Origin of the sequence: Amycolatopsis lexingtonensis, from assembly GCF_014873755.1 — a bacterium.
GTDB lineage: Bacteria > Actinomycetota > Actinomycetes > Mycobacteriales > Pseudonocardiaceae > Amycolatopsis > Amycolatopsis lexingtonensis.
This window is the reverse complement of record NZ_JADBEG010000001.1, coordinates 2,473,274-2,498,469: the sequence shown is the minus strand read 5'-3', so window position 1 is coordinate 2,498,469 and position 25,196 is coordinate 2,473,274. Positions and strand designations below refer to the sequence as shown.

Genomic DNA, 25,196 nt, shown 5'->3' with positions numbered 1-25,196 from the left:
GCACCGAACGCCACATTGGGGCGCTTGAACGGTCCACAGCGGACGGTCAGCTTCCTTGGCAGGTCGGCGAAGGCTGGGCCGGGTTGCTGCCCGTCGCGTTGACGACCAGGCCGAAGGTGGTCTGGCCGTCCGGGGCCACCCGGCCGTTCCAGTCGGCATTGCGGACCGTCACCACCGAACCGGACTGGCTCAGCGTGCCGTTCCAGACACTGCCGACCGTCTGGCCCGCGGGCAGTGTCCAGCCCGCCTGCCAGCCGTTGTACGCGGTCGTGCCGTGGTTCATCACCGTCACCGTGGCCTGGTAGCCGCCGCTCCACGCGTTGGTGATCTCGTACATCGCCATGCACGAGCCGTCCGGCGGCGGGGGACTGGTCGGCGTGGTCGGGGTCGTCGTCGGCGTACCCGGGTCCTTCACGCCGGTGACTTCGCCGTGGCCGCCGTCGAAGGTGACGTCAGAGCAGCCGTAGAACGTCTCGGCGCTGTCGGAGCGCTTCCAGACCGAATAGATGATGTGCCGGCCGGACTTGTTCGACGGCAGCGCGCCGGACCACTTGTACTGGCCGTCGACCGTGCCGACCTGGCCGGTCACCGGCGGGTGGTCGATCGTCAGGAAGGGCTGGTCCTCCAGGGAGTCCCAGGTCAGCGGCTGGTTCGGGTTCCAGCCGTCCTTCGTGACGTAGGTGTAGAACCAGCCGGGGTGCGCGGCCCACGCGTTGTAGGAGAAGTCGAACGTCGCGCCGGACGTCAGGTGGGTCAGGGGCCAGTCGCCGACCTGGTCGAAGCCGGCGTAATTCGGGTTGCCGCCGGAGCACAGCTTCCCGTCCGGGATGAACCCGCGCGTGCGCCCGGCGCCGTCGGAGCGCAGCACGGCGAACCAGTTGTACAGCGAGTTGGCGCCGCTGGTGTTCACCGCGGCCGAACAGGCCGGGTTCTGGGGGATGATCTGCCCGGTCGAGCTGAGCCCGTCCTGCCAGCACAGGAAGGTCCGGCTGCCCGGTTTCATCATCGCGCCGTGCGCCTCGGCCGTCCCGGTGTTCAGCAGGATGGCGGTCAGGCTCGCCAGCAGCACGGTGACGGCGGCGAGGATCGTACTTCGTCTCCTGGTCACGTCTGTCCCTTCGTCGGGTAGCGTGCGTCGAAGACTGGGAGCGCTCTCAAGGTCAGTTTACGCGGTGGCGGTCACTTCCGGAACAGCCCGCGGTGACCGGGGCGGCCGCCTTGGCCTACGTTGGCGGAGGTCGTCGATCACCGAGAAAGGCACAGCGTGGAAAGTCCGTCTCCGGTCCCCGCCTGGGTGCGGGCCGAACCCCTCCGGCTGCTCGGCTTCGCCGCGCGGGCAGCGCACCCCGGCGGCGGGTTCGCCTGGCTTGACGACGCCGGCCGGCCGGTGCTCGACCGGCCCGTCGAAACCTGGATCACCTGCCGGATGACGCACGTCTTCGCGCTGGCGCAACTGCAGGGCGAAGCGGCCGAAGCGCAGGTCGCGCACGGCGTCGAGGCCCTGACCGGTCTGCTCCGCGACCCCGGCCACGGCGGCTGGTACGCGACGACAACGTTGTCAGAGAAGCGTGCCTACGAGCACGCCTTCGTCGTCCTGGCCGCGTCGAGCGCGGCGGCCGCCGGAGCCGACGGCGCGGAAGACCTGCTGGCCGAAGCGCTCGACGTCGTCGAACGCCGCTTCTGGGAGCCGGGGCCGGGGCGCGTCGCCGACGTCTGGGACCGCGGCTGGACGCACCTGGAGGACTACCGCGGGGCCAACGCGAACATGCACACCGTCGAGGCGTTCCTGGCCGCCGCCGACGTCACCGGCGACCGGGTCTGGGCCACCCGGGCGCTGTCCATTGTGGACCACCTGGTGCACGGCGAAGCCCGCGCGCACGGCTGGCTGCTTCCCGAGCACTACGACCCGGCCTGGCGGGTGCGCCTGGAGTTCAACCGGGACGAGCCCGCGCACCCCTTCCGCCCGTTCGGCGCGACGATCGGGCACCTCTTCGAGTGGGCGCGCCTGGCCGTGCACCTCAAGTGTGCGCTCGGCGCCGAAGCGCCGGACTGGCTCGTCCCCGACGCGGCGGCGCTGTTCGAGACCGCGACCCGGACCGGCTGGGCCGTCGACGGGCGCCCGGGATTCGTCTACACCACCGACTTCGCCGGGACGCCGGTCGTGCGCACGCGGCTGCACTGGGTCGTCGCGGAGGCGATCGCCGCCGCGTGGACGCTGCACCAGGAAACCGGCGAGCCGGCGTACCTCGAGCGGTTCCGCGAGTGGTGCGCCCACGCCGAAGCCTGCTTCGCCGATCGGGAACTCGGCTCGTGGCACCACGAACTCGACCCGGAGAACCGCCCGGCCGCGACGGTGTGGGCGGGCAAGCCGGACATCTACCACGCCTACCAGGCGACGCTGCTGCCCGCGCTGCCGCCGGCCGCGTCGTTCGCCGGCGCGCTCGCCCCGCGTCGTTAGACTTTCCGTGATCGACTGAGGAGAACCATGTCGCCTTTCGCCGCCGCCGGGGACCGGTACGCGGAAATGCCGTACCGGCGGGCCGGGCGCAGCGGGCTGAAGCTGCCCGCCGTGTCGCTCGGCCTCTGGCACAACTTCGGGGACGACAAGCCCCTCGACGTCCAGCGGGCGGTGCTGCGCCGGGCGTTCGACCTCGGCGTGACGCACTTCGACCTGGCCAACAACTACGGCCCGCCGCCCGGCGCGGCCGAGGCGAACTTCGGGCGGCACTACGCGGCCGACTTCCGGCCCTACCGCGACGAAATCCTGGTGTCGTCCAAGGCGGGCTACCTGATGTGGGACGGCCCCTACGGCGAATGGGGCTCGCGCAAGAACCTGCTCGCCAGCCTGGACCAGAGCCTCGCCCGCACCGGACTGGACCACTTCGACGTCTTCTACTCCCACCGCCCGGACCCGGAGACGCCGATCGAGGAGACCATGGGTGCCCTCGACACCGCCGTCCGGTCGGGCAAGGCGCTGTACGCGGGGATCTCCAACTACTCGCCCGAGCAGACCGAGGCCGCCATCCGGGTGCTGCGCGAGCTGGGCACGCCGCTGCTGCTCCACCAGCCGTCGTACTCGATCCTCAACCGGTGGGTCGAGGACGGCCTCCTCGACACCCTCGAAGCGCACGGCACCGGCTCGATCGCCTACTCGCCGCTGAGCCAGGGCCTGCTGACCGACCGCTACCTCGACGGCGTCCCGGCCGACTCGCGGGCGGCGGGCGCGAGCCCGTTCCTGACCCGCGACCGCCTCACCGAGGAGACGCTGGACAAGATCCGCGCGCTGAACGACGTCGCCGAGCGGCGCGGGCAAACGCTGGCCCAGCTCGCCATCGCCTGGGTGCTGCGCCGCGGGCGCGTCACGTCCGCGCTGATCGGCGCGAGCAGCGTCGCGCAGCTGGAGAACACCGTCGCGGCCACCGCGAACCTGGAGTTCACCGACGAGGAGCTGGCCGAGATCGACCGGATCGCCGCCCGGTAGCTCAGCAGCCGATCCGCGAGCCGCCCACGGCGACGTCGTCGAACCACAGCGTGTCGGCGTCGCCGGCGTAGCTCTCCCAGCCGAGGCGGAGGTCGGTCACGGCCGGGTGCCAGGACCGGGCGAGCCACTGCTGGTCGACGTCGGCGGTCGGGACGCCGTCGACGACGAGCCCAGGCACCTCGGTGCCGCCCAGCCACGTCCGGAGCTGCCCGGCCGCGCCGTCGAGCCGGAACTCGAAGCACGACCAGGCCCCGGTCGGCAGCGGGACGCTCTGGGCGACGCCGGCCGGGCTCTGCGCGGGCAGGGTGGCGTCGTCGGACTCGCGGTTCCACTGCAGCGCGCGGTTCTGCCCGCCGGCCCGCAGGTCCCGGCCGTCGGTGCTGTCGCGCATCGCCAGGAACGCGACGTGCCCGGTGGGCAGCGCCGTGGTGTGGCGCACCCAGAAGCGCCCGTACAGCACGCCGGAGCCGGTCACGGCGGTGCCGAGGAACGCGTGGTTGCAGTAGCCGCCCTGGCCGGTGACCTTGACCGAGCGGGTCCCCGAGTGCGCCACCGAGCTGTCGACGGTCACCGTGCCGGTGCCCTGGCAGTTCGCCGCGCCGACGGTCCAGCGCCCGCCCGGGGTGCCGCCGGTCTGCTGCTCGAAGTCGTCGCAGAACGCGGTGTCCGCGCAGCCCGCGGGCGGGGGCGTGGACGTCGTGGTGGTCGGCAGGGTGATAGGTGTGGTCGCGGTGGTCGTGGCCGGGGGAGCGGGGTCACCGCACGCGACGCCGTTGAGCGCGAAGTCCGTGGGATCGGCACCGCCGCCGGTGCCCTGCAGGCCGAACGACACGGAACCGCCGGCGGGCAGGGCGGCGTTGTAGGGCAGGCTGTCCGCGGTGACGGCGGTCCCGGACTGGCGGACGGTGGCGTTCCAGGCCGACGTGACGGCCTGGGTGCCGGCGTAGTGCCAGGTGAGGGTCCACGAGGAGAGCGCCGTCGCGCCGTTGGTCACGGTGAGGTCGGCGGTGTAGCCGCCCTGCCACTGGTTGACCCGGTAGGCGACCGAGCACGCGGGCGCGGCGGCGGCCGGCCCGGCGGCGAGGACCGCGGTGGTGCCCGCCGCGGCGAGGCAGAGTGCGGCGAGGGCGCCGGCGAACCTGCGGGGCATCGGGTTCCTCCCGGGACGCGGACAGGGGCGCCGTGGCCTGCACCACGACGCCCCTGGGTGGTGGCCGCGTTCTGGCGAGGCGACCTGGCATGGGAGCGCTTCCAGCCGCCGAAAAAGTAACCCCGGGATGTCGGTCTTGTAAAGCGGGACCCGGACGTGCCGCGATCCGGTGGCCCGGTTTCCGGTGCCGTCCCGCCCGCGGGCGGCCACTGAACCGTACTGAACGGCCGAACCCGTTGGCGGGCAACGGGTGCGGTGATCGCGCTGCGCTACCGCCGCGAGCCCGCCGGTGCCGCCGTTGGGGTGGATTCCGGGAATCCGGTCCAAGATCGCGCCGGGGGTCGCGCGGGATGCGTTGTGCGGGCTGGATGGGAGCGCTCTCATTGTTCCCCTGGCGAGTCCTATGTGGAACGGATCGGCCCGCGCGCGCGTCGAAGCCGCGTGCGCAAACCCTTGTTGCGGGCTCAACATCTCGGAAATCTCACAGCTCCGGCATCGGTGACGCCCTGGGCCCCCGCCGTCACGCTGGGGTACTGTCTTCCGTGTGCACCAGTACTCCGAACCGCACTGGGTGAACGATGAGCCGACAGGTCAAGCCAGGGAGTAAGCCGTACCGTGCACAACTGCGCGACCGGCTGGCCGCCTTGGGCTTCCCCGAAGAGGCGATTCCGGCGAAGGTGGCGGAGAACCTGGTGGTCGAGTGCGGGATTCCGCCGCGCACCGCGTGGCGGCTGGCGTCCGAGCTTTCGCTCGACGTCGCGGCGCACCGCTACAACGCCGCGACCGGCGATCCCCGCGCGGGCATGCGCGGCACCCGGATCTGGGAGTACGAGCAGTGGCCCGAACGCGGCGTCCGGCCGACCGTCGCGGCCCTGCGGGTGCTGGCCGGGGTGTACGGCACGAGCTGGAAATCACTGCTGGGCCTGCGAGATCTCGAGCAGCTGCCGGCCAAGGACCTCGCCGAGTACCACGCCGACGCGGAACCCGCGGTGCCGCCGGCGCCCGCGCCGCCCGCTCGTGCCGCCGCGCGCGGTGAAGCCCAGCCGGACGACGAAATCGGGGCAAGTGCGCTCGATGACGCGATTCTGCTGACCACGACGAACGTCGACGACGTCCAGCTCGACGACCTGTGGGCCGACCTGGACTTCCTGGGCGGCGCCTACACCCGCACCGCGCCCGACGCGATCCTCGGCCAGCTCGCCGTCATCGACGAGCGGACCTCGGCGCTGCTGAAGGGCAGGCAGCGGCCGAAGCAGACGCAGGACCTGCTGCTCGTCGGGGCGAAGTGCTCGGCGATGATGGCGTGGATCGCGGGCGATCTCGGCCGGTACCGGCTCTCCCGCCAGCTGAACTCCGCGGCGTGGCTCTACACCCAGTACGCCGACGACCTCCTGGCCCGCCGCTGGGTGCGCACGTCGCAGGCGCGGGTGGCGTTCTGGTCCGGCAACGGCGTCGAGTCCGCGCGGCTGGCCGCCGACGGGCTCAACTACCACGTCGGCGCGCGCCTCACGGACGCGCCGCTGATCCTCGCCGAAGCGCGCGGCTGGTCGTCGGTGCAGGCCGAGCCGCAGGTGCTGGATGCGATCGCGCGCTGGACCGCCATCGAGGACCCGGACGTCGGCGCGGGCGGGGAAGACCAGTTCTTCAACATCACGAAGGACCGGCGGCACTACATGGCGGGGACGTCCCTGCTGTCGGTCGGGCAGGCGTCCGCCGCGCTGCACGAGTACACGACTGCCCGCGAGGCCTACGAGAAGCTGCCCCGGGAACACCGCTGGGAGGCCATGGACCCGATGATCCGGATCGACACGGGCCGCGCGCACCTGAGGCTGGGCGACCTCGACGCCGCCGCCGCGCAGGTGGAGCAGGTGCTCTCCGCGGACGTCGGCAAGCAACCGGACATGGTGCACGCGATGCTGAAGGTGCTGGCGACCGAACTGAACGAGCCCCGCTGGCGCGCGGCGGCGACCGCCCGCGACCTCGCCGAGGCGGTCCTGGACGCCCACGCTTCGGCTCGCCAGTGACGGGCGACCCGACCCGGGCGATGACGTCCCCGGTGGCACCGGACGACGTCCCGGGCGCCGCGGACACCCGGGCGCGCGAGGGCTACACCCGCCGCGACGTGGTGGTGGTCGCCGACCGCTTCGCGCAGTTCGCCCGCGGCGACCGGGTCCTCACCGTCTCCGGGCTGCTGGCGCTGCTCGCCGCCGGAGACCCCGGCGACGGCCCCGAAGCCGACGGCTGCCACTGGGTCGTCCACCTCGGCCAGGGCGTCGACGCGACCGACCACGACCTGCTCGAAGCGGCCCGCGAGAAGAGCGGCGCCGCCGTGACCTTCGCGGACCCGGCGGCGTTCCGGCGCCTCCCGGAACGCTCGGTCCTCGTGCACAAGGACCGCCCCGAGAACGTCCTGCTGGCCGGCGTGCACAGCCCGTCGACCGGGCACTGCCGGGCCGAGCTGCGGATCCACCGGGACAACGAGCTGGTCCTCGACCACCACACCGGCGAGCACGTGCAGGGCATCGTGATCGTCGAGGCGATGCGGCAGATCTGCATCGCCCAGTTCGAGACCGCGATCCGCCCGGGCCTGGCCACGGCCGCGTACGCCGGGGTCTGGAAGCGCATCGACCTGTCCTTCCAGGACTTCCTGTTCCCGCTCCCGGCCACGGTCGAGTCGCTCATCGAAGAGTCCGACCTCGGCCGCGAAACCAACCTGAAGTTCCGCGCCACCACGGCGGTGCGCCAGCACGAGCGCACCGTGGCCACCGCCGTCATCGAGTACTCGATGATCGCGCAGGGGCGCATCGACACCCTGGAACGCCGCAAGGCCGACCAGGCCACCCGCGCCTACCTCGGCTGACCCGAAACCCACTCCGGAAGGGAAACCACACCACGATGTCCGAAGAGCCGGACCGTTCGGCGTCCTTCGCCCAGGGCCTGAAACTCATCCAGCAGCTCGGCGGGGCAGACCGGCCGGCCGTGCTGGACCTGTTCGAGAGCATCGGCGAGGCCGAGTTCGGCGAGCGGTGCGTCGGGTTCATCTACGGCGACGTCTACCACCGGCCCGGGCTCGAGCTCCCGGAGCGGCAGCTGACGACCGTGGCCGCGCTCACCGCGCTCGGGTACGCGGGCTCGCAGCTGCAGTTCCACGCCAAGGCCGCGCTCAACGTCGGCTGCACCCGCCGCCAGCTGGTCGAGGCGGTCATCCACGTCAGCTCGTTCGCCGGGTTCCCCGCCACGCTCAACGCGCTCACGGCGCTCAAGGCGGCGTTCGAGGGCCTCCCCGAGGACGAGCCGGCGCCCGAGCCCGCCGAAGTGGCGTGGGCGGGCATCGAAGACCGCTACGAGCGCGGCCTGGCCGCGATGAAGGCGGTCGACGGCGAGGCAGGGGAGCAGGTCGCCGTCGCACTGGCGGACATCGCGCCCGACCTGGCCACCTACATCATCGAGTTCACCTTCGGCGAGGTCTACACCCGGCCGGGGCTGAGCCTGCGCCACCGCGAGCTCGTCACGATCGCCGCGTGCGTCGCGCTCGGCACGGCGCTGCCGCAGCTGAAGGTGCACCTCCACGGGCTGCTCAACGTCGGCGGCACCGAGAAGGAGGCCGTGGAGACCATCCTGCACCTGGCGTTCTACTGCGGGTTCCCGGCCGCGCTCAACGCGATCGGCGCCGCGCGGGAAGTGTTCGCGCAGCGGTGAGCGGCCTGGCGAAGCTGCGCGTCGTCGCGCTCGACTGCGACGGCGTGCTCATCGACGACACCTACCTGGCCATGATCGCCCGGTTCGTCACCGGCCACGGCGGGGTCTACGACGCCGCGGCCGAGCGGGACGTGATCGGGTTGCGCGACATCGTCGTCGCGGAAAAGGTCACCGCGCTCTGCGGCCTCGACCAGCCGGCCGAAGAGACGCTCAAGCAGCTGTGGGCGGCGCGGCAGGAGTACCTGGCCGAGCACCCGATCCGCGTCGCCGAAGGGGCGCGGGAGTGCCTGGAAGCGCTCTCGAAGCTCCCGGTGCGGCTGGTCTGCTACGGCGGGCGGACCCGCGAGCACACCTTCGACCGGTACCTCGGTGACTTCGTGGACCTGCTCGACCCCGAGGTGCCGTACGTGAGCATCAACGAGCACCGCCCCGGCGTCGCCCACATCACCCGGACCGTGCTCGGCGCCGGCTTCGACGAGATCGTGTTCGTCGACGACGTCAGCCGGGTGGCCCAGGACGCCCGCGCGCACGGCGCCGGGTTCATCGGGTTCCCGTCGAGCCCCGCCCACGCGCGGCAGCGGGACTTCATGGCCGGCCACGGCGTCCGCCACTTCGCGGCGTCGCTCGCCGAATTGACCCCGGAACTCCTGGAGATCGTCGACGCGGAGCTCGCGACTTCGACACACTGGCTTCGTTGAGGATTCCCCGCACCCTTGGAGCCGCCGTGAAGTACTTTTCGCTGCCCCGTCCCGGCGCCGGGCTCGTCTCGGGCGAGCGCGACGTTCCCGAACCCGGTCCCGGGCAGGTCCTGGTCCGGCTGCGCGGGTGGGCGGTCAACGCCCGCGACCTGATGATCGTCAAGGGTTTCTACCCCAAGCCGGTGAAGCCGGACGTCGTGCCGCTGTCCGACGGCGCGGGCGAGGTCGTCGCGGTCGGCGACGGCGTGCGCGCCTGGGCCACCGGCGACCGGGTGGCCGCGACCTACTTCCCGGACTGGCTGTCCGGCCCCGGCACGCCCGAGAAGACGGCGGACGACCTGGCCGGCACCCTCGACGGCGTGCTCACCGAGTACGCCGTCTTCGCCGAGGACGCGCTCGTCGGCGTCCCGGCGCACCTCGACTACGCCGAAGCCGCGACGCTGCCCAGCGCCGGCGTCACGGCGTGGCGCGCGGTCGTCGAGGAAGGCCGGCTCGTGCCGGGCCAGACCGTGCTCACCCTGGGCAGTGGCGGCCTGTCCACGTTCGCGCTGCAGTTCGCCGCGCTCGGCGGCGCCCACGTCGTGTCGACGTCGAGTTCGGACGAGAAGCTCGAGCGGCTCCGCGAGCTGGGCGCCGCGCAGACGCTCAACCACGCGACGACGCCGGAGTGGGGTCCCGCGGTGGCCGAGCTGACCGGCGGCGGTGTCGACCACGTCGTCGACGTCGGCGGGGGCGGCACGATCGGCCAGTCGATGCTCGCGGCGCGCTACGGCGGGCACGTCAGCGTCGCCGGCGTCCTGACCCACGAGGGCGGCGCCGACCCGATCCTCGTGCTGGTCAAGCAGCTGACCCTGCGCGGGCTCACCAACGCCTCCCGCGAGACGTTCCAGGCGATGAACCGGGCGATCGAGCACTCCGGGCTCCGGCCGGTGATCGACCGCCGGTTCGCCTTCGACGAGCTCGAAGAGGCGCTCAAGCACCTCGAGTCCGGCAGCCACATCGGCAAGGTCGTGCTCGAAAGCGACTGAGTGGCCCGCCGCCCCGGGTAACTTTTGCCGTCCCGGCTGGGTATATCCGTACCCCCTGCCCTCCTTTTCGCAGGTCAGCGGTGGTGGGTTCGGGCGAAAAAGTCGCGTTTCGGCAGGAATGGCGGCCGCTGACGGCACCGGGGAGAGTGGTGGATACCAGGACATCGCCCGAGCAGGCTGCGGCTGCTCGGGCGGAGCGTCCGGGCTGGGGGCGCGGGGAGGGGGTTTCAACCGCCTGGGGGTGGGTTGAAACCCCCTTCCCGCCCGTGCGTGTCAGGACGTGGTGCAGGGCCGGCCGTTGAGCGAGATCGCGGCGGGCCTGGTGTTGGCCGTGCCGGCGCTGCCGGTGAAGCCGAACTCGGCGCTGCCGCCCGCGGGGATCGTCTTGTTCCAGCCCGCGTCCACCGCCGACACCGCCGCGCCGGTCTGGGTGACCGTCGCGTTCCACGCCTGCGTCACCCGCTGGCCGTCCGCGAACGTCCACGCCACCGTCCAGCCGCTCACCGCGGCGGTGCCGGTGTTCCCCACCTTCACCGAGGCCTGGAACCCGCCCTGCCACTGGTTCGTGACCGTGTAGGCCGCCGTGCAGAATCCTGACGGCGGCGGCGTGGTCGTCGTCGTTGTCGTGGGCGGGGCGGACGTGGTGGTCGTCGTCGGCGGGGGCTCGGTGCCCCCGGAGTCGCCCACGATCACGCCGCGCCCGTTCGTGCCCACGTAGACCCGGCCGTACACCCGCGGATCCCCGGTGATCGCCGCCCCGATGTTGCCGTACTGGTGCAGGTCGTCGTTGATCCGCGTCCAGGATGCGCCCGCGTCGTCCGACCGGAAGATCCCGCGCACCCCGCCGATCTTCGCGATCGTGTATAACGTCGCATACGTCCGGCCGCTGGCGGCTTTGCCGAACCCGATGTTGTCGGCCTCGGTGACCCCGGACAGCTTCGTGAAGGACGCTCCGGAGTCGGTCGAATGCCAGAGGCCGTACGCCGTCCCCGACCCGCCGGCGAGCCACAGGTCGCCCGCCACCCCGGGCATCGCCTTGAAGTGCGCGGAGCCGGTGGGCAGGCCGGTGGCCGCGGTCGCGGTGAAGGTCGCACCGCCGTCGGTGCTGACGTAGAACTTCCCGGCCGCGAAGCCGTAGAACCGCTTGGGGTCGACGCGGTCGGACTCGACCACCGCGCCGGCCGGGATGCCCGCGGACGCCGTCCAGGACGAGCCGAAGCCCACCGAATAGCTCACCGGGGTGCCGTCCGGGCTCCACACGAACCGGCTGCCGTCGGCGGCCGCGGCGACCGTGCCGCCGCTCGCGCCGCCGGACGGCTCCGCGCCCTGGAACCAGTTTTTGCCGCCGTCGGTGGAAAACGCGATCCGGTTGTCGTTGGGCCGGGCGCTCCGGTCGAGCGTGCCGGCCCGGACGATCGTCGCCGGGCTCAGCTCCGCGTAGTCCAGGCTGGTGGTCGTGGTGAAGACCGGCTGGGTGTACATGGTGGCCGGGACGGTGTCGAGGCTGTCGTGCCGGAACCCGCCGATGTCGCCGAGGCCGGAGAGCAGGGGAGCGCCCGAGGGCGGGCTGATCAGGTCGAGCACGGCGGTCTCTTCGAGGCCGCCGACGACCGGCTTGAGCGTGATCTTCCCGCCGCTGTCCCACTTCGTGAGGTCGGACGACCCGTAGATCGTCGCGCCGGTGCCGTAGAGGAAGTGGTTCGAGTCGAAGGGGTCGATCTCCGCGGACTCGGTCATCCAGCCGAGCTTCGGCGACGGCACCGGGGGAGCGGCCTGGACGCCGAAGGTCAGCCACGGCACCGAAGAGATGTCCTGGGTGTAGCGCAGTGTCCGGTCGGGATAACTCGAGAAGTCCCAGATCCGCGTCCAGGTGGCGCCGCCGTCGGTGCTGCGGAAGAAGATCACGTCCGGCCACCACGACACCTGCGTGGCGACCATGAGCGTGTTCGGGTGCTGCCGGTCGATCGTCAGGCCGCTGTAGCCGAAGTAGTCGTCCGCGCTGTCGGACGGGATGGGGCTGATCCGCGTCCAGGCGCCGGTCTTCGTGGCGTACTTCCAGACGTCGCCCTTCGCGCCGTCGTAGGGGCCGCCGGTGTCGCTGGTCGTGAGGTAGAGGTAGCCACCGACCGGGTCGAGGACACCCTTGTGCGCCAGGTACCCGGTGGGCTGGCCGGCCAGCCGCGCCCACGTCGTGCCGCCGTCGGTGCTGCGGTAGACGGTGTTCTGCTTGTCCGCGACGCCGACGTAGATCGTCTGCGTGGTGCTGCCCCGCGTGCCGGTCGTGGGGTCGAACGTCACCCACGTGACGCCTTCGTTGTCGCTGGAGTAGCCCGACGGGTCGCTCGGGTCGGGCGCGTAGTTGCCGGGGTTCGGGAACGCGGTCACCTTCGCCCACGTGACGCCGGAGTCGGTGCTGCGCCAGAGCCCGTTGCCGCTGGGCGCGCCGAGGTACAGGACGCTGTCGCGGTTCGGGTCGATCGCGAGCCGCTCGCCCATGCCGCGCCCGGGCATGTTGCCGCCGAGCTTGAACGGCAGCGCGGCCGCCTGCCACGTGGCGCCGCGGTCGGCCGAACGCAGGATCGCGCCGTTGTTCGGGTCCCAGCTGTTGGTGTACATGCCCGCGGCGACGTACACGCGGTTCGGGTCGACGGCGTCGGTGGCGAGGCTGACGACGCCGTTGTGGCCCCAGTCGGTCCAGCCGACCGAGTCGAGCAGCGGCAGCCAGCGGCCGGTCGTGGGGTTCCACCGGTACGCGCCACCGATGTCGGTGCGGGCGTAGACGAGCCCGGGTTCGGTCTGGTTGAAGACGATGCCGGGGACGAACCCGCCGCCGCCGATCTCCGCGTTGCGCCAGGTGTAGGACGCCGGCGCCGCGGGGGCGGCCGGCGCGCCGGCGGTGATCGCGACGGCGGTGGGCAGGAGGAGGGCGAGCGCGGCCGCGAGGAGCCGGCGAGCCCTTGGTGCGCTGGGGGAAAGCAGTCGTCTCACGTCGGCCTCCACAACTCTGGGAGCGCTTCCAGGGCGACGGTAAACCAGTGCTTTGAACGTTGTAAAGCGTTCGATGATTTCGTCGCCCGGCACTGTCCACAGTGGATTCGACGCCGGTTTTGCGCCGTCACATATGTGAACATCGATCAGGTGACTGAATTGTTATCGCGCGCGGCCTTGTCGGGCTTTTTCCGGCGTGTGAGTGTGGTGCCCGCTGGCTGGACTGGACCTACGAAAGAGGCGACCCGGCAATGACGCAGACAGCCCCGGCGCGGCACATCAGCCGGACCACCTTGTACTTCTTCGGTGCGCTCGGCGGCATCCTCTTCGGCTACGACCTCGGCGTGATCTCCGGGGTGCTCCCGTTCATCGGGAAACTGTGGGCGCTGACCAGCTGGGACAAGGGCGTGATCACTGCCAGCCTGTCGGTCGGTGCCATCATCGGCGCGCTGTTCTCCAGCCGCACCAACGAAGCGCTCGGCCGGCGCCGCACGATCATGGTCGCGGCGGCGATCGTCATCGTGGGCACCCTGGCGGCGACGTTCTCGCCGACGTTCACGCTGCTGGTGCTTTCCCGGCTGGTGATCGGGCTGGGCATCGGGCTTTCTTCGTCGACGGTGCCGACGTACCTGTCCGAACTGGCGCCGGCCCGGCTGCGCGGCGCGATGGGCGCGCTGAACCAGATCTTCATCGTCAGCGGCATCCTGATCGCGTTCCTGGTGAGCTACTGGCTCGGCCCGGTTTCGGCGTGGCGCTGGATGTTCGCCGGCGCGATCGTGCCCGCGGCGATCCTGCTCGTCGGGCTGGCGTTCCTGCCCGAGACCCCGCGCTGGCTGGTGAAGAACGGCCGCGAGGAGGAGGCCCGGCGGGTGCTGGCCAGCGCCCACGGCAACTCGGTGAACCTCGACGAGGAGATCTCGACCATCCGCGACGTCATCCGGATGGACACCGAAGAGAAGCCGCGCTTCCGCGACCTGTTCACCGGCTGGGTGCGGCCGATGCTGTTCGTGGCCCTGCTGCTCGCGGTGGGCCAGCAGTTCAGCGGCGTCAACGCGATCAACGCCTACTTCCCGACCATGCTCATCGGGCTCGGCTTCGCCACGCAGGCCGCGCTGCTGTCCGGCGTGCTGCTCGGCGTCACGAAGTTCCTGTTCACCGCGTGGGTCGTGTTCGTGGTGGACCGCTGGGGCCGCAAGCCGCTGCTGCTCATCGGCAACGTGATCATGGTGCTGACGCTCGCCGCGGCGGGGCTGATCGTGCTCAACGTCCACGACACCGGCCTGCGCGGCATCCTGATGCTGGTGATGATGGTGCTCTACCTGGTCGGCTACGAACTCGGCTGGGGCGCGGTCGTCTGGGTGATGATGTCCGAGGTCTTCCCGCTCAAGGTCCGCGCGACGGGCATGAGCGTGAGCAGCGTGGTCCTCTGGGCGGCGACGGGCATCGTGAGCGCGGTGTTCCCGATCATCTCCGACCCGAAGTCCCTCGGCATCGGCGGCTCGATGTTCCTGTTCGCGGGTATCAACGTGGTGCTGTTCGTGCTCACGAAGTGGCTGGTCCCGGAGACGAAGGGCCGCACGCTGGAGCAGATCGAGCTCGACCTGCGCGCTCGTCAGGGCATGAGCGTCAAGAGCTGACGCGCTCGACGGCCGCCTCGCGAGGCCCGGTGGTGTCTTGAATGAGTCATTCAGGTCTTGAGGGGTCCTGAATGACTCATTCAAGACCTTTGCGGTCGGCTTCGGCCCGGGGCGGTGGGCGGTGTCAGTGCGCTGGGCGGCGAAGGCTGCGCTCAGCCCACCGGGGCGGCCAGGCCCAGTTTGCCGGCGAGGCGGCCGACCCACGCTTCGACTTCTTCCGGCGCCCGGTCCGGCAGCCCGAAGATCGTCTCGGTCACGCCGAGCGAATCCAGGTGCGCCAGGCGCTCCGGATCCGGCCGTTCGCCGAGCGCGCAGATCCGCGGCCGCCCGGCGCGGCCCTCCTCGGCCCAGATCCGGTGGAGCAGGGCCACGTGCCCTTCGAGGTCGGTGTCCGCCGGCGTGGTGATCCAGCCGTCGGCGTGGCGGGCGATCCAGCGGAACGTCTTCTCCGTCGGGCCCGCGCCGAGCAGCACCGGGATGTGCGGCTGGACCGGCTTCGGCCACGCCCAGCTCGGCCCGAACGACACGAACTCCCCGTCGTAGGAAGCTTCTTCCTCCGTCCACAGTGCACTCATCGCCTCGAGGTACTCCCGCAGCGCGGTGCGGCGGCGGTTGCCGGGCACGCCGTGGTCGTTCAGCTCGTCGACGTTCCAGCCGAAGCCCGTGCCGAGCGTGACCCGTCCGCCGGAGAGGTGGTCGAGGCTCGCGATCGTCTTGGCCAGGGTGATCGGGTCGCTCTCCACCGGGAGGGCGACCGCGGTGGACAGCCGGATCCGCGACGTCACCGCGGCGGCCGTCGCCAGCGCGACCCACGGGTCGAGGGTGCGGCTGTAGCGGTCGTCGGGCAGGGACGCGTCGCCGGTGCGCGGGTGCGGGGACTCCCGCTTCACCGGGATGTGCGTGTGCTCGGGTACGTAGAAGGTGGCGAACCCGGCGGCTTCCGCGACGCGCGCGGCGGCCGCCGGGGTGATGCCCCGGTCGCTGGTGAACAGCACGATTCCGTAGTCCACGACGCGAGCGTATTAGAACGTGTTTCAGTTTTCAAGGTTGGCCGGATGCCGCGGAGGGTCGCCGGTCGAGTACCCTTGGTGACCTTGTCCAGTGCCGGTCGAGCCGCGCTGGACGCGGCGCGAGTAGGCAGACGGGGAGCAGAGCGGCGGGGCGCGGCACCGGCACGGTGGAGGGGCCCGTGACGAACGGGGAGGCAACGTGTCGATCCTTTGTGGACAAAGGCTGTCCCACTCAGTGGACCCCCGGGCGGGGCGGGATGGCGTGCGCGGCCGGAGATCCGATACCGTGGACCACAGGCCGAGAGGCGCTGCAACGGACCACCGGGTCCGCCACGCTCGGCCGGGATTGACCAACCAAGGGCGCCTCCCGACCAAGGGAGGCTGCCGGTGAGTACCCCGCGAGAGCACGAAGCACGCCTGCGCGAGCTGTTCGACCAGCGGGTGGCGGTGCTGGACGGCGCCTGGGGCACCATGTTGCAGGGTGCCGGGCTGACCCCCGCCGACTACCGCGGTGACCGCTTCGGCGAGCACACCCACGACGTCACCGGCGACCCCGACCTGCTCAACCTCACCCGCCCGGACGTCATCCTCGACGTCCACCGCCAGTACCTGGCCGCGGGCGCCGACATCACCACGACCAACACGTTCACCGCCACCAGCATCGGCCAGGCCGACTACGGGCTGCAGTCCCACGTCCACGAGATGAACGCCCGCGGCGCGCAGCTCGCCCGCCAGGCCGCCGACGAGTTCGGCGGCCGGTTCGTCGCCGGCTCGATCGGCCCGCTCAACGTCACGCTCAGCCTGTCGCCGAAGGTCGACGACCCGGCGTACCGGGCGGTGACGTTCGAGCAGGTCAAGGCGTCCTACGCGGAGCAGATCGCCGGGCTCGCCGAGGGCGGCGTCGACCTGCTGCTGATCGAGACGATCTTCGACACCTTGAACTGCAAGGCCGCGATCGCCGCCGCCCGCGAGGTGGCGCCGCACCTGCCGCTGTGGATCTCCGTGACCATCGTCGACCTCAGCGGCCGGACGCTCTCGGGCCAGACCGTCGAGGCGTTCTGGAGCTCGATCGAACACGCCAAACCGCTGGTCGTGGGCGTGAACTGCTCGCTGGGCGCCGAGGAGATGCGCCCGCACGTCGAGGAGCTCGCCCGGATCGCCGACGCCTACGTCGCCTGCCACCCCAACGCCGGGCTGCCGAACGCCTTCGGCGGCTACGACGAGACGCCGGAGCAGACCGCCGGGCTGATCGGCGGGTTCGCCCGCGACGGCCTGGTCAACCTGGTCGGCGGCTGCTGCGGCACCGGCCCGGCCCACATCGCGAAGATCGCCGAAGCCGCGAAGGGCGTCGCGCCGCGCGAGGTGCCCGCAGCGCGCACGCACACCCGGTTCAGCGGTCTGGAGCCGTTCGGCATCGGCCCCGACACCGGGTTCGTGATGATCGGCGAGCGCACCAACGTCACCGGCTCCAAGCGGTTCCGCCGGCTCATCGAGTCCGACGACCACCAGGGAGCCGTGGACGTCGCGCTCGAGCAGGTCCGCGGCGGGGCCAACCTGCTCGACGTCAACATGGACGCCGACCTGCTCGACTCCGAGCAGGCGATGACCACGTTCCTCAACCTGATCGCCACCGAGCCCGAGGTGGCCCGGATCCCGGTGATGGTCGACAGCTCCAAGTGGAGCGTGCTCGAAGCCGGGCTGCGCTGCCTGCAGGGCAAGGGCGTGGTCAACTCGATCAGCCTCAAGGAGGGCGAGGAGCCCTTCCTGGCCCAGGCCCGCGTCATCCGCAACTACGGCGCCGGCGTCGTCGTGATGGCCTTCGACGAGCAGGGGCAGGCCGACACCGCCGACCGCAAGGTCGAGATCTGCGGCCGGGCGTACGACCTGCTCACGCAGAAGGCCGGTTTCGCGGGCGAGGACATCATCTTCGACCCGAACGTGCTCGCCGTCGCCACCGGCATCGCCGAGCACAACGGCTACGCGAAGGCGTTCATCGACGCGCTTCCCCGGATCAAGGAACGCTGCCCCGGCGTGCACATCAGCGGCGGCATCTCGAACCTGTCGTTCTCCTTCCGCGGCAACGACGTCGTCCGCGAGGCGATGCACTCGGCGTTCCTGTTCCACGCCGTGCAGGTCGGCCTGGACATGGGCATCGTCAACGCCGGCCAGCTCGCGGTCTACCAGGACATCCCGAAGGACCTCCTCGAACTGGTCGAGGACGTGCTGTTCGACCGCCGCGAGGACGCGACCGACCGGCTGGTGGCCTTCGCCGAGAACGTCAAGGGCAGCGGCACCAAGCGCGTCGTCGACCTGTCCTGGCGCGAAGGTTCGGTCGGGGAGCGGCTGTCCCACGCGCTGGTGCACGGCATCGTCGACTTCATCGAGGACGACACCGAAGAGGCGCGGCAGCAGCTGGCCCGGCCCCTCGACGTCATCGAGGGCCCGCTGATGGACGGCATGAAGATCGTCGGCGACCTGTTCGGCTCCGGCAAGATGTTCCTGCCGCAGGTGGTCAAGAGCGCGCGCGTGATGAAGCGGTCCGTCGCCTACCTCGAGCCGTTCATGGAGGCCGAGAAGGAGAAGGCGCGCCAGGAGGGCCGGCTCGCGTCGACCGGCGGCCAGGGAAAGATCGTGCTCGCCACGGTGAAGGGCGACGTCCACGACATCGGCAAGAACATCGTCGGCGTCGTGCTGGGCTGCAACAACTACGAGGTGATCGACCTCGGCGTGATGGTGCCGGCCGGCAAGATCCTCGACACCGCGGTCACCGAAGGCGCCGACGCCGTCGGGCTCTCCGGGCTGATCACGCCGTCGCTTGACGAGATGGTCGCCGTCGCCACCGAGATGCAGCGGCGCGGGCTGAAGCTGCCGCTGCTGATCGGCGGCGCCACGACGTCGAAGCAGCACACCGCGGTCAAGATCGCCCCGGTCTACGACAACGCGACCGTGCACGTGCTCGACGCCTCCCGCGTGGTCGGCGTGGTGTCGGACCTGCTTGACCCGGACCGCTCGATCGCGCTGGCCGAGAAGAACCGGGCCGACCAGGAGGTGCTGCGCGAGCAGCACGCGAACAAGCAGCGACGCCCCATGCTCACCCTCGAGCAGGCCCGCGCGAACCCGGAGCGGGTGTCGTTCGACGAGCTGCCGACCCCGGAGTTCACCGGCGTGCGCGTGGTCGAGCCGGGCATCCCCGAGCTGCGCGAGATGATCGACTGGCAGTTCCTGTTCCTGGCCTGGGAGCTCAAGGGCAAGTACCCGGCCATCCTGGAGCAGCCGGTCGCGCGCGAGCTGTTCGACGACGCGAACGTGCTGCTCGACCAGATCATCGAGGACGGCAGTTTCACCGCGAAGGGCGCGTACGCGTTCTGGCCCGCGCACCGCGAGGGCGACGACATCCGGCTCGACGGCGAGTACGTCCACGTCGGGTTCCCGATGCTGCGGCAGCAGACGTCGAAGCCGGCCGACCGCGCGAACCGGTGCCTGGCCGACTACATCGCGCCGGCCGGCGACCACCTGGGCGGCTTCGCGGTGGCCATCCACGGCGCCGAGGACCTGGCCGCGCGGTACGAGGCCGAGCAGGACGACTACAAGGCGATCATGGTCAAGGCGCTGGCCGACCGGCTCGCCGAGGCGTTCGCCGAGCACATCCACCTGCGGGCCCGCCGCGACTGGTTCGAGCCCGACGCCCAGCCGCTGCTGGAAGACCTGCACGCGGAGCGGTTCCGCGGCATCCGCCCGGCGCTGGGCTACCCGGCCAGCCCGGACCACAGCCAGAAGCGCGAGCTGTTCGAGCTGCTCGAGGCGGACGAGCTGGGCATGGCGCTGACCGAGTCGTACGCGATGACGCCCGCGGCGAGCGTGTCCGGGCTGATCTTCGCCCACCCGGACTCCCGCTACTTCACCGTCGGGCGGCTCGGGCGCGACCAGATCGAGGACTACGCACGGCGCAAGGGCGTCGAAGTGGCCGAGGTCGAGCAGTGGCTGCGGCCGAACCTCGCCTACGAGCCCGGGGCGTAGTCCTTCAGCTCGATGCCGGTGGCGAACTTGTCGGTCGCCTTGAGCATCAGGCCGAGCAGGAAGCGGGACCTGAACGTCCAGTCCCGGAGCTTGATCCGCAGCGGTGACGGCGGCGCGAGGAACGGGCCCGCGCTGCCGCGCTGCGAGATCTTCGCGTAGCCGCGAAACAGCTCTTCGTAGCGGGCGAAGGCGGCTTCGTGGTCGCCGCCGGCGGCGAGGAGTTCCCCGGCGAGGACGTACGCGCCGACGATCGCCAGGCCGGTCCCGAAGCCGCCGAGGGTGTTGCCGTAGGCGGCGTCGCCGAGGAGCACGACGCGGCCGCGGGAGTAGCGATCGATCGTGACCCGGCTGAGGGTGTCGAGGTAGAACTCGCGGGCCTCGGGGAGCTTCGCGATCAGCTCGGGCACCCGCCAGCCCGCTCCCCGGTAGGCGTCGGCCAGCAGTTTCCGCTGCTGCGCGGTGTTCGTGCGGTCGTAGTCGAGTTCCGGCGAGGCGAAGACGAAGAACGCCGACGCCTTCGGCCCGCCGACGGCGATCATCCGGCCCGGCTCGTTGTACATCACCGCGTCACCGTCGGCGACGTCTTCGCCGAGTTCCGCCAGCGCGTAGTGGTACCCGAGGTACCGGACGTAGTCGCGTTCCGGGCCGAACGCCAGCCGCCGGACGGTCGAGTGGATCCCGTCCGCGCCGACGACCAGGTCGAACCGGCGCGGGCCGGAGTGGGCGAAGGTCACGTCGACGCCGTCCGCCGTCTCGGTCAGCGACTTGATCGTGTCGCCGAAGAGGTATTCGCAGTCCGTGTGCGCGTAAAGGATTTCCGCCAGGTCGCCGCGGCGGATTTCGATCTCGCCGCCGGTGAATTCGCCGGGGATGACCGCCCGCGGTTTTCCGGCGGCGTCGATGATCGTCTGGTCCTGCCCGCCGGTCTGGCGCGCGAGGACGTCGTCGAGGATGCCCATGCGCTCGAGCACGGTCCGGTGGGTGGGGCCCTTGAAGTCGACGGCCTGCCCGCCGGGCCGCACCGCCGGCGCGCGTTCGACGACGGTGACGGTGCAGCCGTAGCGGGTCAGCCAGTGGGCCAGCGCGGGGCCGGCGATGCTCGCGCCGGAGATCAGGATGGTGAGGTTCTTCATGTCGCCGAGCTTCGCCAGGGGCGCTTACCGGCCCCTGACGAAGCACTGACGGCCTACTCGGCGGCGCCGGTCAGCAGCGACTGGTACCAGGCGTCGTACGGGTGGTTGGTCGCCGGGTAGTTCGCCAGGGGCGTCGTCGCCTCGCTCGCCGAGTCGAAGTCCCAGCCGCGGACCAGCTTGCCCGACTGCCGGGCCGAGGTGATGAACGCCGACTCGGTCGCGGGTGCGCCGTAGAACAGCGCGCCCTGCTGCAGCTCCGCGCTGTCGCCCTTCTGGAACTCGTCGAACGCGACCTGCCGGTAGCGGATCCGGTCGCCGGCGACGCTCGCGGTGTCGGCGCGCAGCGTGTTCGACGGCGTCGGGCCGTCGGCGCCGGTCCACACCCGCACGCGCCGGGCGCCGCTGGTGGCGGTGTCCTTGGCGAAGCGCGCGTCGGACGTCTTGGCGTTGCCGGTCCAGGACACGGTGGTGGCCGACAGCGCGCCGTTCCACGTCCAGTTCTGGCTGCTGCTCTGGCTCTGGTGGATCTCCCGCAGGTGCGTGGCGTCGGTGAAGGCGACTGTCGGCTGCACGCCGTTGTCGTACTGGTGGGACGCCTGCCAGGTGATCTCGCCGTCCGCGCCGAGCTTGCCGACGTGGTACCAGAGCGTGGTCGCGCTCTGCGACTGGTGGACTTCGACGAGGTCGCCGTTGTCGTTCAGTGCGACGGCCGGGGTCTGCCCGCTGTCGTACTTGCCGTGGCGCAGCCAGGTGACGCGGCCGTCGGCGCCGTAGGTCCCGGTCCAGTACCAGAGTGCGCCGGCGCCGGAGTCGTGCACCTCGACGATCTGGCCGCGCCCGTTGAGCGCGACCGCGGGGTGGTAGCCGACGTCCCGCTTGTACTCCGCGCGGCTCGTGCCGTCGCCCGACAGCAGCGGCAGCACGCGCCCGCGCAGCGCGTCGACCGTGGGCTGCCCGGCGTAGTCCGGCGCGCGCAGCAGCCGGCCGCCGAACACCGACTCCAGCTCCTGGTTGACGGCGGTGAGGTTGCCGGCCGCGAACGAGGGGTTGTCGGTGAGGTCGTCCTTGAGGTCGAGCATGACGACGATCGGCGCGGCGGCCGGGTGCTGCGCCGACCAGGTGTTCACCACGGTCAGCCAGTCGCGGAGGTCGTTCGACGCCGGGTTGCCGCCGCTGTGGTCGACGAGGTTGCCGGGGGAGTCGTGGCCGACCCCGTAGTCGTGGGTGGTCGCGTAGCCGTTGTCGTGGACGTCGAGCTCGATGAACCGGACGCCGTGGTCGAGCTGGTAGGCGATCGAGTTCTTGGCGCCGTCGACGTTGCCCGAATAGCTGTTGTGCGTCGCCCGGAACACCGACGCGGTGAACGGCGGGCTCTCGGCGTGGGCCGTACCGGTCAGCAGCGCGGAGGCGGTGAGCGCGGCGACGGCCAGTGCGGGCAGGCGGATCATCCTCGGGTCCTCACTTCGGGGAACGGGGTGAGCCCCATCCTGGCGCCTCGGCGAGTGATTGTCTTGAATTCCGCGAAAACGGTTGATCACGGTGCCGGGAGAATAGCGGGAAAATGCTCACGGAATACCGGATCGGCCGTCCGTTGTGTCGGATTTGTCGGGCCGCCCGGCGAAATATGCCAAATCGCTGCGCGGATTCGGTACTTCGCGGTCCGCTCCGTTGTCATTATCCGGAGTACGACTGTGCGCAGGCGGGGAGGCAGTGGGTGTGGCGAACGACTGGCCGCTGGTGGGCCGTGAACAGGAACTGGCGTTCGCGCGCCGGGCACTGGCGGACACGGAGGTGTGCGGGCTGCTGCTGACCGGGCGGGCCGGGGCCGGCAAGACGCGCTTGGCCAAGGTGCTGCTGAGCGAGCTGGCCGCCGGTGGGGCGCGCACGCACTGGGTGCGCGCGATGTCGTCGGCGTCGACGATCCCGTTCGGCGCCTTCGCCCACCTGCTGCCGGGCAGCGCCGACGGCACGGCCGACCGCGCGCACCGGCTCAACCAGGTCGCCGGCCACCTCACGCGGGGCGCGGAGGGGCGGCGGCTGGTGCTGTGCGTCGACGACGCGCACCTGCTCGACGACCTGTCCGCGACGCTGGTGCACCAGCTGGCCGCGACGGCGTCGGCGTTCGTCATCGTGATCGCGCCGCACGGCGTCAGCGTGCCCGACCCGGTGTTCGCGATGTGGAAGGACCGCGTCGCCGAGCGGCTCGACGTCGGCGAACTGACCCGGGCGCAGACCATCGAGCTGGTCACCGCGGCACTGGGCGGGCGGCTCGAGGACGGGGCGGAGCACCGGCTGTGGAACCTGACCCTCGGGAACCCGCTGTTCCTGCGGGAACTCGTCCAGGGCGGGCTCGACAGCGGCTCGCTGTCGGCCACGGACGGACTGTGGCGGTGGAGCGGCGCCCTCATCGCGACACCGCGGCTGGTCGAGCTGATCGAAACCCGCACCGACCGCGTCGACGCCGACGAGCGGCGGCTGCTGGAACTGCTGGCCTTCGGCGAGCAACTGGGCAGCGAACCGCTCGTCCGGCTGGGCGCCGCCCACGTCCTCGCGTCCACCGAGCGGGCCGGGCTCGTGGTGTCCGAGCGCACCGGGCGGCGGCTGAACGTCCGCCTCGCGCACCCGCTCTACGCCGAGGTCATCCGGCGCCGGACGTCGCCGCTGCGGCAGCGCGACACCTACCGCATCCTCGCCAAGACGCTGGACATGACCGGCGCGCGGCGCGCCGAGGACAAACCGCGGCTGGTCCGCTGGCGGCTGGCCGCCGGGCTGCCGACCGACCCGCAGCTCGTCCGTGCCGCGGCGGAGACGTTGCTGCGCAAGGACTTCCCCCAGGCCGAGCAGCTGGCCGCGGAAGCCGTCCGGCTGGGTGGCGGGTTCGCCGCGAAGTACCTGCTGGCCCAGGTCCGGATCGCGGGCGGGCGGCACGCCGACGCCGACGCGCTGCTGGCCGAGCTCGCCGGCGAGACGGTGTCCGACGCGCAGCACGCGCGCGTCGCGGGGACGCGGGCGCGGAACCTGGCGTTCGGCCTGAACCGCTTCGAAGAGGCGGAGTCCGTGCTGGACACGGCCGAGACCGCGGTGTCCGGGACGCTCGACGAGCTGGTGGTCGCCCGTGCGGCGTTGCGCGCGGCGACGGGCGCGTGCCGCGAGGCGCTCGACCTGCTCGGCCCGATCCTGGACCGCAACCGGCGCGGCGACGTCCTGCGGCTCGGGGCACTGGTGGTCGCGGCCGGGGCGCTGGCCGAGACCGGGCGGACGGAGGCGTGCCTCGGCGTCGTCGAGGAGGGCCTGCTGATCACGGCCTCCGACGCGTCCGTGCCGGGATCTCGCGTGCGCTTGGAGCACGCGCGGGTGGTGGCGCTGTGCCGGGCCGGCCGCCTGGAGGAGGCCGAGGACCTGGCGGGCGCGGACTACCGCGACGCGGTCGGCGACCGCTGGGCCCCGGCACTGGCGGGCGCGGCGGCGTCCCTCGGGACGGTCGCGCTGGCGTACGGGAACGTGCGGGCGGCGATCCGCCGGCTGCGCGAAGCCTTGGCGGTGGAGGGCCACGACCAGCCGCACGAGTTCCGCCCGGCGGTGCTGAACGCGCTGGCCCGGGCGACGGCGATGGCCGGGCAGGCGGCGGACTCGCCCGGCCGCTGGGCCACGGCCTGGGCGTGCGCGTCCCGGGGCGAGCTGACCCGCGCGGTGTCGCTGGCGGCGGAGGCGGCGTCGGCGGCGGAGGCGGCGGGCCGGGCGGCGATCGCGGCCGAGATCCGCCACGACGCGGTCCGCTTCGGCGTCCCCGAGTTCTCGTCGGACCTGGACAACCCGCTGGTGTCGCTCTACTCGGCGCACGCGCGGGCGCTGTCCTCAGGGGACGCGGTGGCACTGGACGCCGTCGCGGCGAAGTTCGCCGACCTCGGGGCGCGCTTGCTCGCCGCGGAGGTCGCGGCGGAGGCGGCCCGAGCCCACCGCGCGGCGGGGAAGCTGGGGAGCGCGGTCGGTTCGGCGCAGCGGGCGCAGTCGTGGCTGGTGTCCTGTGAGGACGCTGCGACGCCGGCGCTGGCGCTGCTGGACACCCCGCTCGACCTGACGGTCCGCGAGCTGGAGATCGCCCGCCTGGTGGCGACCGGCCTGACGAGCCGAGCCGTCGCGGACCGCCTGGTGGTGTCGGTGCGAACGGTGGACAACGTGCTGCACGGCGTTTACGCGAAGCTGGGTATTTCGGGGCGCCGCGAGCTGGCTTCGGTGGTGGGGCAGCCGGAGCCGGGGAGTAATGCGGGGGACGGCCCATAGGTAGGTGACGGTGCCGGCCCCGGCGAAGCCGAGTAGGCCGCTACTCATGACCGCGGCGGTTTCCGGGCTGAGAC

At 71.7% G+C, this 25,196-nt stretch carries 16 protein-coding genes and 1 riboswitch; of the genes, 10 read left to right on the top strand and 6 right to left on the bottom strand.

Annotated features, from left to right (window positions below; translation table 11 throughout):
• Nucleotides 1-46 precede the first annotated feature (46 nt).
• On the bottom strand, nt 47-1,108 hold the full coding sequence (locus H4696_RS11540) for a lytic polysaccharide monooxygenase (RefSeq protein WP_086861460.1): 1,062 nt from the start codon (nt 1,106-1,108) through the stop codon (nt 47-49).
• Nucleotides 1,109-1,264: 156 nt separating this feature from the next.
• Between H4696_RS11540 and H4696_RS11535 the strand changes: the two genes are divergently transcribed.
• Together H4696_RS11535 and mgrA are read left to right on the top strand one after the other, a co-directional pair.
• Nucleotides 1,265-2,458, top strand: a complete 1,194-nt coding sequence (locus H4696_RS11535) for an AGE family epimerase/isomerase (protein ID WP_086861459.1) — start codon at nt 1,265-1,267, stop codon at nt 2,456-2,458.
• A gap of 27 nt (nt 2,459-2,485) precedes the next feature.
• The gene (mgrA, locus tag H4696_RS11530; protein ID WP_086861458.1) at nt 2,486-3,481 is read left to right on the top strand and encodes an L-glyceraldehyde 3-phosphate reductase; all 996 of its coding nucleotides are present in this window, start codon (nt 2,486-2,488) and stop codon (nt 3,479-3,481) included.
• A gap of 1 nt (nt 3,482) precedes the next feature.
• Here the strand turns inward: mgrA and H4696_RS11525 are convergent, their stop codons facing one another.
• The gene (locus H4696_RS11525; RefSeq protein ID WP_192782253.1) at nt 3,483-4,631 is read right to left on the bottom strand and encodes a cellulose binding domain-containing protein; all 1,149 of its coding nucleotides are present in this window, start codon (nt 4,629-4,631) and stop codon (nt 3,483-3,485) included.
• Nucleotides 4,632-5,209: 578 nt separating this feature from the next.
• Here H4696_RS11525 and H4696_RS11520 point away from each other — a divergent pair.
• Genes H4696_RS11520 through H4696_RS11500 form a run of 5 tightly spaced genes read left to right on the top strand, consistent with a single transcriptional unit; the run spans nt 5,210 to nt 10,056 of the window.
• Entirely contained in the window at nt 5,210-6,655 is a 1,446-nt protein-coding gene (locus H4696_RS11520; RefSeq protein WP_225955652.1) for a hypothetical protein, read from the top strand.
• Nucleotides 6,652-7,491 (top strand): AfsA-related hotdog domain-containing protein, encoded by an 840-nt coding sequence (locus H4696_RS11515; protein WP_249027296.1) that lies wholly within the window; start codon nt 6,652-6,654, stop codon nt 7,489-7,491. The genes H4696_RS11520 and H4696_RS11515 overlap by 4 nt, the downstream gene beginning before the upstream one ends.
• A 35-nt stretch (nt 7,492-7,526) precedes the next feature.
• Nucleotides 7,527-8,330, top strand: a complete 804-nt coding sequence (locus H4696_RS11510; RefSeq protein WP_086865537.1) for a carboxymuconolactone decarboxylase family protein — start codon at nt 7,527-7,529, stop codon at nt 8,328-8,330.
• A complete protein-coding gene (locus H4696_RS11505) occupies nt 8,327-9,028 on the top strand; it encodes an HAD family hydrolase (RefSeq protein WP_086865536.1) in 702 nt (233 codons plus the stop codon). Before H4696_RS11510 ends, H4696_RS11505 begins: the two co-directional genes overlap by 4 nt.
• A gap of 26 nt (nt 9,029-9,054) precedes the next feature.
• Nucleotides 9,055-10,056 carry a zinc-binding dehydrogenase gene (locus H4696_RS11500; protein WP_192782252.1) on the top strand — a complete coding sequence of 334 codons (1,002 nt, stop codon included), beginning with the start codon at nt 9,055-9,057 and terminating at the stop codon, nt 10,054-10,056.
• A 273-nt stretch (nt 10,057-10,329) separates the two neighbouring features.
• On the opposite strand, the gene H4696_RS11495 is transcribed toward H4696_RS11500, so the two are convergent.
• Nucleotides 10,330-13,044 (bottom strand): cellulose binding domain-containing protein, encoded by a 2,715-nt coding sequence (locus H4696_RS11495; RefSeq protein ID WP_420831496.1) that lies wholly within the window; start codon nt 13,042-13,044, stop codon nt 10,330-10,332.
• 251 nt (nt 13,045-13,295) lie between these two features.
• On the opposite strand from H4696_RS11495, the gene H4696_RS11490 reads away from it, so the two are divergent.
• A complete protein-coding gene (locus H4696_RS11490) occupies nt 13,296-14,681 on the top strand; it encodes a sugar porter family MFS transporter (protein ID WP_192782251.1) in 1,386 nt (461 codons plus the stop codon).
• Nucleotides 14,682-14,833: 152 nt separating this feature from the next.
• Here the strand turns inward: H4696_RS11490 and H4696_RS11485 are convergent, their stop codons facing one another.
• Nucleotides 14,834-15,691 carry a TIGR03619 family F420-dependent LLM class oxidoreductase gene (locus H4696_RS11485; protein ID WP_086860578.1) on the bottom strand — a complete coding sequence of 286 codons (858 nt, stop codon included), beginning with the start codon at nt 15,689-15,691 and terminating at the stop codon, nt 14,834-14,836.
• A 294-nt stretch (nt 15,692-15,985) separates the two neighbouring features.
• Nucleotides 15,986-16,064: riboswitch (S-adenosyl-L-homocysteine riboswitch) on the top strand.
• Nucleotides 16,065-16,078: 14 nt separating this feature from the next.
• Between H4696_RS11485 and metH the strand changes: the two genes are divergently transcribed.
• A complete protein-coding gene (gene metH / locus H4696_RS11480; protein WP_086860576.1) occupies nt 16,079-19,708 on the top strand; it encodes a methionine synthase in 3,630 nt (1,209 codons plus the stop codon).
• Here the strand turns inward: metH and H4696_RS11475 are convergent.
• Both H4696_RS11475 and H4696_RS11470 read right to left on the bottom strand, forming a co-directional pair.
• Nucleotides 19,690-20,841 (bottom strand): FAD-dependent monooxygenase, encoded by a 1,152-nt coding sequence (locus H4696_RS11475; protein WP_192782250.1) that lies wholly within the window; start codon nt 20,839-20,841, stop codon nt 19,690-19,692. The genes metH and H4696_RS11475 overlap by 19 nt on opposite strands.
• A 53-nt stretch (nt 20,842-20,894) precedes the next feature.
• Nucleotides 20,895-22,289, bottom strand: coding sequence for a PI-PLC domain-containing protein (locus H4696_RS11470; RefSeq protein ID WP_086864442.1), 1,395 nt, complete (start codon nt 22,287-22,289; stop codon nt 20,895-20,897).
• A gap of 268 nt (nt 22,290-22,557) precedes the next feature.
• Here H4696_RS11470 and H4696_RS50760 point away from each other — a divergent pair, with 268 nt between their 5' ends.
• Nucleotides 22,558-25,122 carry a helix-turn-helix transcriptional regulator gene (locus H4696_RS50760; RefSeq protein WP_276328959.1) on the top strand — a complete coding sequence of 855 codons (2,565 nt, stop codon included), beginning with the start codon at nt 22,558-22,560 and terminating at the stop codon, nt 25,120-25,122.
• The last annotated feature ends 74 nt before the right edge of the window (nt 25,123-25,196 follow it).

Bases quoted from the DNA above. Each gene is read 5' to 3' on its own strand.
- H4696_RS11520 (WP_225955652.1), top strand. From the start codon at position 5,210: ATGAGCCGACAGGTCAAGCCAGGGAGTAAGCCGTACCGTGCACAACTG.
- H4696_RS11510 (WP_086865537.1), top strand. From the start codon at position 7,527: ATGTCCGAAGAGCCGGACCGTTCGGCGTCCTTCGCCCAGGGCCTGAAA.
- H4696_RS11475 (WP_192782250.1), bottom strand. From the start codon at position 20,841: ATGAAGAACCTCACCATCCTGATCTCCGGCGCGAGCATCGCCGGCCCC.
- H4696_RS11490 (WP_192782251.1), top strand. From the start codon at position 13,296: ATGACGCAGACAGCCCCGGCGCGGCACATCAGCCGGACCACCTTGTAC.
- H4696_RS11470 (WP_086864442.1), bottom strand. From the start codon at position 22,289: ATGATCCGCCTGCCCGCACTGGCCGTCGCCGCGCTCACCGCCTCCGCG.
- mgrA (WP_086861458.1), top strand. From the start codon at position 2,486: ATGTCGCCTTTCGCCGCCGCCGGGGACCGGTACGCGGAAATGCCGTAC.
- H4696_RS11525 (WP_192782253.1), bottom strand. From the start codon at position 4,631: ATGCCCCGCAGGTTCGCCGGCGCCCTCGCCGCACTCTGCCTCGCCGCG.